At 50.5% G+C, this 15,144-nt stretch carries 15 protein-coding genes; 11 read left to right on the top strand and 4 right to left on the bottom strand.

Features of this window, described 5'->3' with window-relative positions:
• Positions 1 to 74: 74 nt before the first annotated feature.
• Genes ygfZ through purT form a run of 7 tightly spaced genes read left to right on the top strand, consistent with a single transcriptional unit; the run spans position 75 to position 5,190 of the window.
• Positions 75 to 896: a CAF17-like 4Fe-4S cluster assembly/insertion protein YgfZ gene (ygfZ, locus tag F454_RS0106985; protein WP_018969926.1), complete on the top strand. Its 822-nt coding sequence runs from the start codon at positions 75 to 77 to the stop codon at positions 894 to 896.
• Between the two features lie 12 nt (positions 897 to 908).
• Positions 909 to 1,328, top strand: coding sequence for a SufE family protein (locus F454_RS0106980; RefSeq protein WP_018969925.1), 420 nt, complete (start codon positions 909 to 911; stop codon positions 1,326 to 1,328).
• A gap of 34 nt (positions 1,329 to 1,362) precedes the next feature.
• Positions 1,363 to 2,172 (top strand): TatD family hydrolase, encoded by an 810-nt coding sequence (locus F454_RS0106975; RefSeq protein WP_018969924.1) that lies wholly within the window; start codon positions 1,363 to 1,365, stop codon positions 2,170 to 2,172.
• Between the two features lie 54 nt (positions 2,173 to 2,226).
• Positions 2,227 to 2,697: a LysM peptidoglycan-binding domain-containing protein gene (locus tag F454_RS16705; RefSeq protein ID WP_018969923.1), complete on the top strand. Its 471-nt coding sequence runs from the start codon at positions 2,227 to 2,229 to the stop codon at positions 2,695 to 2,697.
• Between the two features lie 20 nt (positions 2,698 to 2,717).
• On the top strand, positions 2,718 to 3,614 hold the full coding sequence (locus F454_RS0106965; protein WP_018969922.1) for a hypothetical protein: 897 nt from the start codon (positions 2,718 to 2,720) through the stop codon (positions 3,612 to 3,614).
• A complete protein-coding gene (locus tag F454_RS0106960; protein WP_018969921.1) occupies positions 3,611 to 3,970 on the top strand; it encodes a hypothetical protein in 360 nt (119 codons plus the stop codon). The genes F454_RS0106965 and F454_RS0106960 overlap by 4 nt, the downstream gene beginning before the upstream one ends.
• A 38-nt stretch (positions 3,971 to 4,008) precedes the next feature.
• On the top strand, positions 4,009 to 5,190 hold the full coding sequence (purT, locus tag F454_RS0106955) for a formate-dependent phosphoribosylglycinamide formyltransferase (RefSeq protein ID WP_018969920.1): 1,182 nt from the start codon (positions 4,009 to 4,011) through the stop codon (positions 5,188 to 5,190).
• Positions 5,191 to 5,218: 28 nt separating this feature from the next.
• Here purT and gltS read toward each other — a convergent pair whose 3' ends face one another.
• Positions 5,219 to 6,451, bottom strand: coding sequence for a sodium/glutamate symporter (gene gltS, locus F454_RS0106950; RefSeq protein WP_018969919.1), 1,233 nt, complete (start codon positions 6,449 to 6,451; stop codon positions 5,219 to 5,221).
• A gap of 226 nt (positions 6,452 to 6,677) precedes the next feature.
• Here gltS and ppx point away from each other — a divergent pair, with 226 nt between their 5' ends.
• Positions 6,678 to 8,183 (top strand): exopolyphosphatase, encoded by a 1,506-nt coding sequence (gene ppx, locus F454_RS0106945; RefSeq protein ID WP_018969918.1) that lies wholly within the window; start codon positions 6,678 to 6,680, stop codon positions 8,181 to 8,183.
• A gap of 75 nt (positions 8,184 to 8,258) precedes the next feature.
• On the opposite strand, the gene F454_RS0106940 is transcribed toward ppx, so the two are convergent.
• The 3 genes from F454_RS0106940 to F454_RS0106925 form a co-directional block, all read right to left on the bottom strand.
• Entirely contained in the window at positions 8,259 to 8,954 is a 696-nt protein-coding gene (locus F454_RS0106940) for a PEP-CTERM sorting domain-containing protein (RefSeq protein WP_018969917.1), read from the bottom strand.
• 106 nt (positions 8,955 to 9,060) lie between these two features.
• On the bottom strand, positions 9,061 to 9,894 hold the full coding sequence (locus F454_RS14490; protein ID WP_018969916.1) for a patatin-like phospholipase family protein: 834 nt from the start codon (positions 9,892 to 9,894) through the stop codon (positions 9,061 to 9,063).
• A gap of 136 nt (positions 9,895 to 10,030) precedes the next feature.
• Positions 10,031 to 11,368, bottom strand: a complete 1,338-nt coding sequence (locus F454_RS0106925) for a sulfatase family protein (protein ID WP_240471544.1) — start codon at positions 11,366 to 11,368, stop codon at positions 10,031 to 10,033.
• A 208-nt stretch (positions 11,369 to 11,576) separates the two neighbouring features.
• On the opposite strand from F454_RS0106925, the gene F454_RS16305 reads away from it, so the two are divergent.
• The 3 genes from F454_RS16305 to F454_RS15700 all read left to right on the top strand — a co-directional run bounded on the left by F454_RS16305 (position 11,577) and on the right by F454_RS15700 (position 15,139).
• Positions 11,577 to 11,753 carry a hypothetical protein gene (locus F454_RS16305; protein WP_018969914.1) on the top strand — a complete coding sequence of 59 codons (177 nt, stop codon included), beginning with the start codon at positions 11,577 to 11,579 and terminating at the stop codon, positions 11,751 to 11,753.
• 21 nt (positions 11,754 to 11,774) lie between these two features.
• Complete coding sequence (locus F454_RS0106915) at positions 11,775 to 12,251, top strand: hypothetical protein (RefSeq protein WP_018969913.1); 477 nt, start codon at positions 11,775 to 11,777, stop codon at positions 12,249 to 12,251.
• Positions 12,252 to 12,460: 209 nt separating this feature from the next.
• Positions 12,461 to 15,139, top strand: a complete 2,679-nt coding sequence (locus tag F454_RS15700) for an alkaline phosphatase family protein (protein ID WP_018969912.1) — start codon at positions 12,461 to 12,463, stop codon at positions 15,137 to 15,139.
• Positions 15,140 to 15,144: the final 5 nt, after the last annotated feature.

The following is a 15,144-nucleotide window of genomic DNA, read 5'->3' as shown; positions in this document are numbered from 1 at the left end:
GCATGCTTTTCACTTGAGTATCTGGGCATCTGCGCAAGAATCCACCGCAGATCCCAACCACTCCATTGATCCGCATGCCATCACCATCCATCGCCCTCCTCAACCGCACGATTTTCCACCTCACCGGCGAGGACGCGCAGCGCTACCTCAGCGGCCAATGCAGTCAAGACCTCTCACTCGCTACCCCTGAGGCCGCCTGCTACGCCACCATTCTCAACCATAAAGGGAAAATGGATGCCGACATATTTGTGCGCGCCCACCATGGCGGTCTCTTGGTAGACGCAGCCCCTGAGCTACGCGAGGAGCTCCACCTTAGACTCGATCGCTACATCATCGCTGATGATGTCGAAATCACCGACCTCAGCGACAACTATCGATTACTTCACGCGCCTCTGGCCGAACACCTCGACAGCTCAGCACCTCGCTGGAGCGTCAATCGCTTTGGCCAAACCGCCACCGAACAATTAGTCGAAACATCCCAGGCTCCCGAAGCCAACCTTACTCTTGAAGCACTCGAAGAAATACGCATTGCCAACATGGTTCCAGCCTGGGGTGCTGAACTCGGGAACGACACACTTCCTCCAGAAGCCGGCCTCGAAGATCGCGCCATTTCCTACAGCAAAGGATGCTACACCGGCCAAGAAGTCATCTCGCGCATGCGCTCCGCTGGCCGAACCAACCGAAAACTCGCCATGCTAGAGCTCGATGCCCTTCCTGAAATCCCTGCTCCCTTGCTCGCCGATGGCGCCACTCTAGAAAAACCCGCTGGCACGCTCACCAGCGCCACCACCATTGATGGCAAACATATTGGGCTGGCATTCATTGCCAAAAAATTCTACTCCGAGACAGAATTTCAAATTGGCACCAGCACCGCACGCCTGATCAAAACAATCTAAATATTTCCAACCATGTCTATCGCATCCAAACAACAAGAATTGCTAGACGAGCTCAACCTCTTCCAAGACTGGACTGAACGCTACGAATACGTCATCGGCCTAGGCAAGAAAATGCCATCGCTCGACCCAAGCCTCCACACCGATGAACGCCTCATCAAAGGCTGCCAATCACAGGTTTGGCTAGAAGCCACGAAGGAAGGCGAGAATATCCGCTTCACCGCAGACTCCGACTCCCTCATCACGAAAGGCATGATCGCCCTGTTCGTGCGCATTCTCGACAATGAATCATCCGATGCTATCCTCACAGCAGACATGAGCTTCATCGACCAAACTGGCCTCAAGGAACACCTCGCGCCAACACGTGCCAATGCTCTCAACCTCATGGCCACTCAGATGAAGCAACGAGCTCTTGAACTCAGCTCAGCAGGCTAAGCCTAGCCATCGACCCCGTAGCGATCGCCACCCCATGCTCACCGACTCACACTGCCACTTGGCGTCGCGCCAGTTCCCAGCTGAAGAAATCCCTGATTTGGTAAGGCGTGCCAGCGAGGCAAATATCAGCAGGATGGTGACTCTCGCCACCTGCCTAGAGGATTGCCCTAACAATCTAGCACTCACTGAAGCACACCCAGAGATCTTTTGCGCCATCGGTATCCACCCTACCGACGTCTGCGAAACTCCAGACGACTACATGACGCAGCTCCAGCTTCACGCGCAGCACCCACGATGTGTGGCCATCGGCGAGACTGGCCTAGACTACTATCACCCAGCCCCAGATGGCTGGACCGAAGAAGCCTACAACCAACGCCAACAAGACTTCTTGCGTCAACACTTTGAACTAGCCTGCAAACTCGGCAAAAATGTGGTCATCCACACCCGCGACCGATCCGGCACCGCCTCCTTTGACGACGCACTCGCAATCTACTCCGAGTTTTCCGATCGCGCCCAAGCTGTCTTTCATTGTTTCCTAGGCCCTCAGGAAAATATGCACAAGGTGCTCGACCTCGGTGGGCTCGTCTCCTTCACAGCTATCAGCACGTTCAAATCTGCTAAAGACTGCCGCGAGTCAGCCATCGCCGCCCCCGCTGGTAGCTTCATGCTAGAAACCGATGCCCCCTACCTTGCCCCAGCGCCTCATCGAGGGAAACGCTGCGAGCCCGGACACACGCGCCTCACTGCAGATTTCATCGCAGACGCTAGAGGAGAGTCATTAGAACAACTCGCCAAGCACACAGAATCGGCAGTCTGCTCATTTTTTAAGTTGCCACCCCTCTAGCCGAACGATTTATTGAGTGGTAACAATTTTATTTTTTCTAACGTACCACTTCATATGAAATCATTGCTTCTCTTCGTTCCTGCATTAGCAGCCGCAGCACTCAGCTCCTGCACCCCAAACTCAGGCAACCCCTACGGCGCTCCGGCTGCCAACTTAAATTCAAGCACCCCGGGCTCAAACCCCTATGCGGTGCCTCAGTCTAATGGCGAGACCAATGCCTACCCATCACAACCAGGAGTCGGCGGCTCACTTCCTCCCGTGCAGCAACCCACCGCGTACACCCCGCCGGCGAATGTCACGCCCGATTATAGCCCAACACCAGCCCCAACACCAGCCCCAACACCAGCCCCAGCTGCGGCTCCCGCTACCAGCGGCACAACAACCAGCTACACCGTGCAACCTGGCGACTCGCTTTGGAAAATTTCTCGCAACCACGGCTCCACCGTCGGCGCCATCAAAGCTGCAAACAACATGAGCAGCGACCGCATCAATGTGGGACAAACATTGCGAATTCCCAGCAACTAAGCAACCTGCTCCAGTCTCCCATGCGCTCTCTGTTTCTAGCAGCGGCTCTCAGCTTTTCAGCAATAGCCGCTGACCAGCAAGCCCCGAGCGCCATGGAGGCACTCTTCGCGGCTCAGTCTGAAGCCGAATTTCTATCAGCTCTGGCGCAGGGCAAGAAGGACGGCTTGAGCAAGCAAGTACTGCTTGAGGCTCGCTTCATCCACCACGTCGACCAGCAAGACTTCAAGCAACTGGCCGCCCTCTCCAAAGAACTCGCCCCCCTGTACTCCAATTTCGATAGCGCCTCTTCCCAGATATTCACACTCGAAGACGACTGGAAGGCTATCGTCCACTTCACCCAAGCACTAGCAGCCCTTGAACTTGGGTCAGAAAATGCCTTCCAACAGCACATGCTAGAAGCCTTTTGGCTCAGCCCCCGCCAAGCCCCCGCACTGGCGCCACACATCGAAGCCTTCAAGCTAAAGAAAGCAATGGCCAAGCTCAGCATTGAGCTCAGCAGCCAGCTGCCTACACTTGAGCAACCCCTCCAACAACGCTCGATTGGCAAGCTAGATACCCCAGCCCACTTGGTCTTCTTCTGGTCACCTTGGTCACAAGAATGGATCGAATCTATTGATGCCTGGAAGGCCTTCTGCCACGAAGCCAAACAACGTGGAATCCATAGCACTTGCATCCTCGGCGAACTCAATCCAGAGATCCTCGCAGACGCAAAAAGCACACTCGACGAATTCCAACTGCGCGATCACGCAAAATGGTTGTTAGAACACCCCAGTCTCGACCTCAGTCGCCAGCTCATGATCCAGACCCTCCCCACAGCCGTGCTCATCAGCTCAGAGGGTAAAGTCCTCTACAATGGCCACCCAGGCACACGTAAACTGCAGGAGCTGATTGATGCCTACCCGACAACACCCCGATGAAAGCCTGTCGCCTGAGATTGCTCGTAGAATGGTTTTTCTATCTATTCCTCCTCTTGGCACTCATGGCATTCTCTGTGAATGTTTACGGCCTCCTGCTTGTTGCGATTGCCTTGTTCATCTTTAAGCGCGACCGCTACCTCCATTTAGCAGGCTCTGTGAGTTCACTACTTATCGTATTGTTCAACCGCTACTTGAGTGGTGAGTGGCCTTATTACCTCAACATATTCTCGAATCGTTGGGTGCACGAAATCCTCTGGAGTCTGTGCAGTTGGATCATTGCTGCTCAGATCTGCGCACTGCTACATCAACTTCTGACCAAGGTGGCTGAACCCAAAATACAGCCCACAGCCGAATAGCTGTTGTAATTTTAACACAAGCTAGTCAGCATCTTGCTATGGCAAGCATCGGCACCGCACTCACTCCATCGGCTACCAAAGTACTCCTCTGTGGATCTGGCGAACTCGGCAAAGAAGTCGTCATTGAACTCCAACGCCTTGGCGTGGAAGTCATCGCCTGCGATAGCAAAGAAAACTCACCAGCCATGCAAGTGGCCCACCGCAGCCACACCTTTTCGATGCTCGATGGAGCAGAACTCCGCCGTGTGATCGAACTAGAAAAACCAGACTGCATCGTGCCAGAGGTTGAAGCCATTGCTACCGACACACTCGCCGAGCTCGAGGCCGAAGGCTTCCACATCGTGCCCACTGCCAAGGCAACCCAACTCACCATGAACCGCGAGGGCATACGCCGCCTCGCTGCCGAAGATCTCGACCTCACCACCTCGCGCTACCAATTCGCAGCAAACAAAGAAGAATTTCTCGCAGCCATCGATAGCATCGGTATCCCCTGCGTCTGCAAGCCCATCATGAGCTCTTCTGGCCATGGGCAAAGCACAATCAAAAGCGAAGCCGACATCGAAGCCGCATGGAATTACTCCCAAGAAGGCGGTCGCGCCGGAGGAGGTAAGGTCATCGTCGAAGGATTTGTCGACTTCGATTATGAGATCACCCTTCTCACAGTCTGTCACGTAGGCGGCACCTCATTCCTCGAACCCATCGGTCACCAACAGGTAGACGGTGACTACCGCCAGTCATGGCAACCACAAGCAATGAGCCAAGCTGCCAAAAAATCCGCTCAAGACATGGCTGATAAAGTCACCAGCGCCCTCGGCGGCCGCGGTCTCTTCGGTGTCGAATTCTTCGTCAAAGGTGACGAAGTAATCTTCTCCGAGGTATCGCCACGCCCACACGACACCGGCATGGTCACGCTCATCTCCCAAGACCTCTCGGAGTTCGCACTCCACGCTCGCGCCATCCTAGGCCTACCAATCCCTGAAATCGCCTTCCGCGGTCCATCCGCCTCGCATGCTGTGGTGGTTGAAGGTAGCTCCACAGACGTCCAATTTGGCGCACTCGATAAAGTGCTCGAAGAAGCCGGCACCGACATCCGCCTCTTCGGCAAACAAGAAGTGCATGGCCACCGCCGCATGGCAGTTATCCTCGCTCGTGATGTCGACACCGACACTGCGCGTGCCAAGGCAGAACGCGCCTACAATAAACTTGAAGTGACACTCTAAAGAGCCCCTCACCCAAGCGGCTGCGTCTCTACCCTGCAACCCAGCCCAGGAACAGAGGGATGAGCATGGCGTTGGCTAGGTCGATGAAGAAGGCGCAGACTAGAGGCACGATGATGAAGGCTAGGTGTGATGCCCCATGTTGCTTGGTAACAGCCGACATGTTGGCCATCGCTGTTGGAGTCGACCCAAGAGAAATCCCGCCAAATCCTGAGCAGATGACTGCAGCATCATAAGTTCTACCCATCGCTGGAAAGACGATGAAGATGTTCACCGCCACCGCCACCGCGAACTGAGCTGCTAGGATGGTGAAGATGGGGCCTGCTAGATCGAGGAGTTCCCACAGCTTCATACTCATCAAGGACATTGCGAGGAAGGTTCCAAGAGAAATATCAGCTACCATCGCCACAGCCGGCTTGCGCGTGGGCCATTTCGTACCCGTGAGACGAGGAAGGTTCTTGGGCGTCAGATTTGTGAGCAAGATACCAGCAAACAAACAACTCACGAAAAATGGTAGATCGAGTCCCGTCTGCTCGACACCTAGATTAATCAAGCCTCCAAGTAAAATACTCACGTGAATGGCCAACACCGCGTCTAGTACATCCATGTAATCCATCTGTGAGGTAGTGCTCTCGTCATTGGCTACACCAACCTCCAAAGCCTCGTCGCTCTGGCCTTTGAGCTTATGCTTCTTCACCAAGTAATTGGCGATCGGCCCCCCCATCAAACTAGCTAAAATCAGACCAAAGGTGGCACTAGCGATCCCCATTTCCATCGCATTCTCAACCCCATGACTTTCCGCTATTTTAGGAGCCCATGCAATCGCTGTACCGTGCCCGCCAATCAGCGAAACAGTCCCCCCAAGTAGCCCCACAGCACCCGACAGTCCAAACAAGCTAGCCACCCCAATCCCAGTCAGATTCTGCAGCACCATGTAAGTAATCGTGATCAGCAATAAAATCACTAACGGTCGCCCACCATGCATCAGGTCCTTCAGGCTCGCGTTGATGCCAATCGTCGTGAAAAAATAGACTAACAAAATGTCGCGAGCTCCCATGCTGAAATTCACAGCAATGCCTGTGATCGAATAAAACAAGGTGATGAATAAGGCAACTAACAAGCCTCCTGATACTGGGGTCGGGATACTGAATTTTTGCAAAAGCCCGACAGCCCCCGTCAGGCGTCGTCCAATGAACAACACCAAAATCCCTAAAGTCACTGTTAGGAAAGTATCAACTTCCAACACATTATCTACATATTCCATCTCAATAAAATTGTTTGCTTAATTGCTCTATCAACCGAGTCACCTCAATGCGCTCAGCGATTGCAGCTCGATACGGATCACGTAGCAGTATCGAATGTGTTTGAACAGCATAGATGACGACACCCGAAATGCTCACACTGCGAGACTAGAGAATGGCAACAATCATATTGCTGAATCCTACATCTTCCCTCATGATCTAGGAACTCAGTAAGAGATTTTTACCGCCATGACATCAGCATCAGAAAAAGTTCGCAAGATTGCGGCCATTGACTTGGGATCAAATAGTTTTCACATGGTGGTAGCGCGCGTCATTGGTCAAGAGCTCCAACTCGTTAGCCGACACAAAGAACGGGTGAGCCTAGCCTCAGGACTCGATGAAAGAAACACGCTGGATGATGCCGCAATCAACCGAGGCCTCGATTGCCTTGCGATGTTTGCAGAACGTATTCAGGGATTCGCCCCGGAAGATGTGTCCATTGCCGCGACCAACACACTTCGTATCGCCACCAATGCTCCCACCTTTCTTCAGCTAGCTAAGCGCGTGCTGCCCTACCCGGTTGAAGTGATTCCGGGGGCTGAAGAAGCACGCCTCGTCTACCTTGGCGTGGCACACACACAACCAGAATCAGACTCCAAACTCGTGGTGGATATCGGGGGAGGCAGTACGGAACTCATCATCGGTCGTGGGTTCGAGCCTCACATTGTGAATAGCAAACAAATGGGCTGTGTGAGTTTTACCAAAGCATATTTCGCCAAAGGAAAGATCACAAAGAAACTCTTTAACAAAGCAGTACTTGCTGCTCAGCAACGCCTTGAACCCATCGCCGAACAATACCGTAACGCAGGCTGGGAAGTCGCGTTTGGTTCCTCAGGCACGATTAAATCAATCCGAGGGGTCCTCGTCGGCCTTGGCTTTGAAGATGGGGCCATCACGGCGGAGGCGCTGAAGCAATTAGCAAGCAAGCTCTGCGAGTTCGACACCATCGACTCACTCGATCTCGTCGGTCTATCAGCCGAGCGCAAGCCGGTGTTTGTCGCAGGAGTTTCGGTTCTCACCGGTGTATTCCGAGCCCTAGGGATCAAGGAAATGCACTTCTCTGAAGGAGCGCTGCGTGAAGGACTCCTTTACCAAATGGAGGATCTTTTTAAGCGCTCTGACATCAGACTGCGAACCACTGAAGCACTCGCGCAAAAATACAAGGTCGATATCAACCATGCCATCAATGTCAAAGAACAGGCGCACGATTTTCTGCAACAGGTGAGTCCAGAGCTCAGACTCGATGAGCATTCTGAGCTCTTCGAGTTACTCGATTGGAGTGCTCTCCTTCACGAAGTCGGACTCAGCATCAACCTCTCCTCAGTTCACCGCCACTCAGCCTACTTACTCCGCCACACCAACCTCCCCGGTTTCAACTCTGAACAACAGCGCGTCATTGCAACCCTCGTCCGATTTCACCGAAAATCCCTCAAAATTCATGAAATGGAAGAACTCACCCTTTTCAAACGCAAACACGTCCTCAACCTCATCCGCGTACTTCGCCTAGCCGTGGTGGTCAACGGTCAGCGTAACAATATCTCACTCCCTCCCCTCACTCTCAAGGTGAAGGGAAAGACCTGGCAACTCAGCAGCGTCGACCCGAAATGGCTAGATAAAAACAAACTCCTGAAAGCTGACCTCAGAACCGAACAAGCCTACTGGAAGGCCGTAGATTGGCAGCTGAAGTTTGAATAGGCAGCAGCTAGCAAATAAAAAAGCTCGGGGTGATTCACCCGAGCTTTGAAGATCCTCTAATGCAGGAACGAACTCCTAGCGCCTACGCCTCAAGAGAGCAAGAGCACCCAGTCCCATTAAGGCTGAAGAAGATGGCTCTGGCACCACAGTTAGCGTCAGGCTCCCTCCATTTGCACCACTCGTGAAAATACGGAAATTCCCCGCATCACCATTCTCGTTAGTGAGGCCAGTCGGTGTCGTCTGGTTTTTCACTCCGATGAATACATAGTCATTTTCCACCCAGTTGGACTGAAGGTATGAGGTCAGTGCAGATTGACCACCTGCATCCAATGATTGTAGCCCGACACTTGTAGAGAAGTTGCTCATCAAGGTGGCAGCTGTGGTTTGATAGTCAGTTGTCAGAAAACTAGCACTCGAAGAGGTTCTAATCACGTGCACATCAGTCGCCAATGTACCGGTATTCACCGTCTGCTCTACCGAAAAATCCGCATTGCTAATATCACCACCAGAGCTGAACCCAGTCATCTGAAACACCCAAACACTTACCATGTCTTCGACAGCACCATTATCAAAGTATCCTACCAGCATGTTAGCACTACCAGGTAGAGAGTCACCTACACCATCGGGGTCGAGACTTCCAACACCTCCACCAGCATTATCATCAATTCGAGTGGCGTCTGTCGAAAGAATAACAGCCGCATCAACAGCGGTCAGAGTGAAAGCCGTGCAAAGAGCAAGAGCGGCACACAGTGTTCTATTTTTAATTTTCATGATTCTACAGGGTTAATGATCATTGAGTAACGATTTATACCAAACATCCAACCAGGTACGCAACATTAAACCACCTTGAATTTCAAACCATGCAAATTTAGGACTCCTAAGTACACGAATCCCAGAGAGCTGCCTCTAGTTGTTCACGAAAGACATGCTTCATTGGGAGCCCTTGTTGGTAGACCTCTTCAGCGCGATGAAAGTCCATCACATCCACATCGACCACTGGAGCATGAAGGTAGATGTCCACTGGATATGACTCCAGCTTTGCCTGCGTCGTGGCTTCCATCATAATGTCATAAGAATGGAACACGGCATCGAGAGCATTCGGGATTTTATCCTTAGGCGTGGAACGTTCACCTCTGAGATTGATCGCTATTTTGATATCACAATCATCATCTAGCAGATCGACTGGCACATTGTTTGTAAGGCCACCATCCACCAACACCTGACCACCTTTAGAAATCGGTGCAAACACATAGGGGATGGCCATGCTCGCTCGAATGGCCTCCAGTAGATTACCAGAATCAATGGCGACCGCTTCATAGTTCCAGAAATCCGTCGCCACACAGCGGAAGGGAATGTCGAGCTCTTCAAAGGACTTCACTTTGAGACTTTCTTCCAAGAACCCTAACACCTTCTCCCCCTTCAAGAGCCCCTTGGCATTCCAACCTAAATCCGGGTCGATCATGTCCCAAAGTTTCCCTAAATCTTTACTTTTCAATGCTTCTTTCAGACCCTTGGGTTTTGGGAAAAGGCTAAGATCGGCAATCTCTCGGGCACTTCGTCCTGAAGCGTAGAGCGCTCCAACAATGGCACCAATGCTCGTACCGCTGATGCAAGCTGGCTTCACCCCCAAGTCATCCATCACTTCTAGAATCGGGATGTGGGCAAATCCTTTAGCCCCGCCGCCTCCCAAGCATAGACCAATTTTCTTCATGTTCTTGTTCTACAATATTCCCCCACTGAGGCAACACCTCATGCAGCGCAGAGTAGCAACAAAAAATCTCACCTACCTCAGAGAGATAAGTGAGATGCCAGTATCAGCCAATCGTATGAATGTGATCCTATCTAAATCAATCTAGAGAGTTTGGAACCCACCATGCGTCTAATGTTTTCTCAATCTGTTCAACAATTTCCGGCCGGTCTTCGGCTAAATTTTGTTTCTCAAATGGATCTAATTGTAGGTTGAACAATTGATAGCGCTGCTTGGGAGCAGGTGTCAGCCATGGGATCTCTCGCAGGTCGGGTTGCTCTTCTTGCCAGGAGATCAATTTCCATTGATTTGAAATTGCCACGCGTGCGCGCAGGGATGCTTCGGGTTTATCTGCCGCAGCCATGTCGTGGTGATAGTTGTCTCCAAAGACAAATTTACGGGACTCGACCGCCTGCGTGTCCAACAGGTCTATACCTTGCATCATTGCAGCCTTCTGAAGCCCAGCAAGACTGAGAATCGTTGGCGCTAAATCAATATTACTCGCTACATTTGACACGTCCATGTTTGGCGTCACCTTCCCAGGCCACTTGATCATGATAGGAGTTCTCATTCCAAGCTCAGACGGGTACACCTTGTGAGGCCCAGGCCAGCCGTTATCTGATATATAGAGTACCACGGTATTCTCATCGAGCCCCTTATCTTCAAGGTAACCTAGGAGTTGGCCACAGGTTTCATCTAGCCAGTCGACCATCGCAAAGTAGGTCCCGTTACGGATGCCCTTGTACTTGTTCTCTAGACGAGCTGGTGGATTATGTGGTGTGTGGGGAAGGAATGGTGCATACCACACCATGAATGGTTTTTCCTTATCCTGAGCTTCGTCAATAAAATCATAAACCGGCTGCATCCCATCGCGCCCAATCCCCAATGATTCTTGAGAACCGTGGCGTAATGTTTTTCCCATCGAGTGCGTGAACCCACCCACCTGGATAGGGTCTTCCTGCCAAAATTTTCCGGTATGCAGACTCAGATACCCTTTCTCTTGGAGCATCTTAGGCAGCTGGGGCAATGTTTTGTAATGGGCCAACCATTTTTGGCGCTTAGACCAGCCATCAACTGGATCATTTCCTGTGTATCCGTGTTGGTAAGAATACAAGCCAGTTAGCATCGTAGTCAGCGATGGACAACAGAGCGGTGTGCTGACGTAACCCCGTGTGAAGACCTTACTCTCAGAGGCTAACTTATCAATATGCGGAGTCTTGATATGTGGGTGTCCCATAAATCCATAATCATTGAATCCATGGTCATCACTGATAATGACCACAATATTAGGCGGCTTGTCTTCAGCCGTCACCGTAAGGACAGATAAAAAGCTCGTAAAAGCTATCGCTAGCAGTCGTAGAGAATTCGTATGCATTTTTTTAATCGTGTTGGTAGTTTGTTGAATCAACCGAGATGACATTATGGCCAAACCAGTCATATCACTACGAGCGATAAATGAACATTTTTCACCTTTTGTTTGATATTTTTAACCATGCTAGACGACCCCTAGGTGATCGATCATTGAGGAGCTCAAGCCTCATCACACATCCTCCATCAGACAATGGAGTAATCTATCCTTGATCGATCACACTATTCTACCTGATACTTGTTTGATTAATAATAGCACCAGCGAATCCCCAATTCCCATGAAGCACTCACCCCTTATCATGATTGCTCTGCTACTCAGTGGCCATTTGGCTCTGGCAGGCTTCAAAGTTCCCAAATCGATATTCACTATCGACGAGCTTGATGAAGCCAAACAAGAAGCCACCGCTGACAAGGAGCCACTCATCTTTGTCTACACCGATCCTGGCTCTACCTGAGGTCCCTGTATCACTGCCAGTTTGGCAGCATTTAAAAACCTAAAATCAGCCGGCACCGTGGTCTTCGCGCACTCCAAAACAGACTGGGGAAAACTTCCCAATGGAGCTCAAGCTGGAAAGCAAAAGGCAGGGCGCATCATTCCCATGGTCTTCGTCACCAACTCTGATGGCGATGAACTCATCGATGTCATCACCTATGAAGAACTTGCCGAAGATCCCAGAAAAGCAGCGCGCGAACTCAAAAAGTTCGTCAAAGAACAGCAAGTGAGCTCTGAAAGCGAAGCCAAAAATGATGCGCCCGCTGAGCAGGAAGAACTCTTAGCAGAATCACAAGAATGGACCAACCTTCAGGGAAAATCTATCACAGCAGCAATCCAGTCAGCCAACCAGCAGCAGGTCATCTTTATCATCAAAGACAAACCAATCACCTACCCGCTCAATAAGCTATCGCCCGATAGCCAAGAGAAAATAAAAGCGCTACTCATAGCCAGTGAATGAGCAAGTGCTCCCCCTCTCGCGTCTAGCCATTGTCTACAGACACAAAGCACAGCCTGCTTCATGCAGATTCATTAACCAGTTTTCCTAAGCTCTCTCACGAGCCTGCACGACGACTCAAGCAAGGAGCCCCATGCTAAAGACTCAAACAGAAGGACTCAGGAAGTAATTCCTTCTTGTCGATTACTCTAGTAGCTTATAAGCTGTTAGTAATGCCTTTCAAAAAAACCCTCCTTATAGGCTGGGATGGAGCTGACTGGAAAGTGGCCCGCCCATTGATGCAACAAGGGAAGCTCCCACAACTTCAGAATATTGTTCGTAATGGTTCTTATGGCAACCTAGCCAGCATGCCCCCCTACCTTTCCCCCATGTTGTGGAATTCGATTGGCACAGGCAAAGATCCCCACAAACACGGCATTGCAGGCTTCTCAGAAGTATGCCCAGAAACCCAAAAAGTGAGACCTATTGGGTCTTATTCGAGGAAATGTAAAGCGATCTGGAACCTACTGTCCGAGCAATCGATGAAGGCTCATGTGGTCGGATGGTTTGCCTCTCACCCAGCGGAAAATATCAATGGCGTCTGCATCTCTGATGCATTCACACGCCCACTCACAAGCCAAGTGATCGAAGAAGACTCCATCTCACCAAATTCAATGGCTTCTTCATTCCAAGAATGTAAAGTACATCCAGGTGAGATAGAAACAGGCATTCTGGAATACCTTGTTCCAAACCTGAAGCGTGTCCCGCAGCGCGACCTCAATAGAATGTATAAACTGCGGAAGCATCTCGCAGAACTGTACACAGTTCACAACAGCTCTATCGAGATTCTCAAAAAAGACCAAGACTTCGATTTTTTAGGTATCTACTTTCACTTCCTCGATTGGATTTCACACGATTTCATGGAGTTTCATCCACCCTATCGAGATCACATCGATAAAGAACTATTCGATTTGTACCAAGGGGTCGTGGAAAGGTCCTATCAACTGCAAGACCTTCTATTAAGTGATCTACTAACATATACGGGTAGCAATTTGACGGTCATGTTGGTCTCAGATCATGGATTTCAGAGCGACCACCAGCGCCCGATTGTCACACCCAATGTTACCGCTGGCATCGCCGCTTGGCACCGCCCAATGGGCATAGTCGCGATGGTAGGTCCGGGCATCAAATCTAACTACGAGATAAAAGGAGCTCGCCTCGCTGATATCACCCCTACCTTACTGCACCATTTTGGCCTAGCAATCGGCAGTGACATGGATGGAAAGGTTCTCGACCAGCTATTTTCCGGAAAACATGGAATCCAGACGATTCCATCCTGGGAAAACACCACCACTCACTATCAAGCTAAGCCTATTTATCGAGACCCTGAAGATGCATTGTTAAATCAGTTTGAGTCATTGGGCTATGTCGAGAGTGATTCATTAGACGGCCCAGCGGCAACCCAACAAACACGCGCTAACAACGCATGGAATATGGGAGTTGCTCTCAGATCGATTGGTTATGAAGAAGAGGCTCTTCCGTACCTAGAGGAATCATACTTCTTCGCTCCTGAAAAACCCCATCATGCAAACCAACTCGCCTTATGCCAGCTCTCACTGCAGCTCTTTGATGGTGCCGAAGAAAGTATCCAAACCATCCTAGACTACGGTGATGAAACTCCCAGAGCACACTTGGTAATGGCAAATATCGAATGTGCTCGGGGCAACTATGAGAAAGCTTGGAACCATCTAGATCAATCTGAAGAATTAGAAGATAACCGCGCCACCTTAATGATCCGTAGAGGCGAAGTGCTCTACAACCTCAACCAAGCTGGTGAGGCACTAGCAGCCTTCGAAAAGGCCAAACAATTCACACCAGATGATCACCGTCCATTCTTGGGCTGTGCGAAAGTACACCTCCAACACAAACAACTAGAACGCGCCAGAGACAATGCTCAAAAGGTCATTGATCTACAATATGACTGTGTCGAAGCTCATCTCATTCTATCAGAAATATCAGAAGCTCATGAACACTGGGAAAATTCACTTGAACATGCAAAGACAGCTCTCTCGATCAATCCCAAGAACATCCTCGTCCAACACCGCGTCAATACCATCCAACACTGGAGAAATAGCAGCGAGCTCAATGACTATCTCAAGCTCTTCAAACAACTCGTCGAACACAAAAAGGAACAACAACTTAATAAGAAAAGCCAGTTAGATAAGGATTCACTAACTAGATTCACCCAGTGGGAAGGTGAGCGCGAAGCCTATCGCGCTCACCAATCGCAAATTGATTCCATCCATACAAAGGAGGTCATTACCCCAGGCAGTTCAGGGAAATCGTTCACTTTGGTATCAGGCCTACCACGCTCCGGCACATCGATGATGATGAAAATCCTAAATCAAGCAGGCTGCTCGCTCATGACTGATTCCATACGAACCCCAGATCAAAGCAACCCCAACGGTTACTTCGAATGGGAACCAATCAAGTCACTCGCTGCCAATCCTGAGGTGATTGAGCAAAGTGAAGGGAAAGTCACCAAGGTCATTTCCCTCTTGCTTCCCTACCTCCCAATCGAGCACCAGTACAACATCATCTTCATGTGCAGGGATACTCAAGAGATCTCTAAATCACAAGCAAGCATGATAGATTCACAATCCCCTCAAGCGTCAGGAAAGACACTCACCTCTCAAGAACTCACCAAACACAAAGAGACAATTCTAGCAATTCTACACTGCGCACCCAATGTCAGACTCGTTGAGATCGATTACAATGGTCTGCTCAGTGAAGAGCCAGGTAGACAACTCAAACAACTCATAGAAATCCTACCCATGACGGAGCAAGTCCTCATGCAGGCAGCTCAGGCAGTCATTGATCCTGCGCTCTATAACCAAAAAAACTCTTTATAACACAG

The organism is Rubritalea marina DSM 17716 (genome assembly GCF_000378105.1).
Taxonomy (GTDB): domain Bacteria; phylum Verrucomicrobiota; class Verrucomicrobiia; order Verrucomicrobiales; family Akkermansiaceae; genus Rubritalea; species Rubritalea marina.
This window is presented reverse-complemented; position numbering and strand designations above follow the sequence as displayed.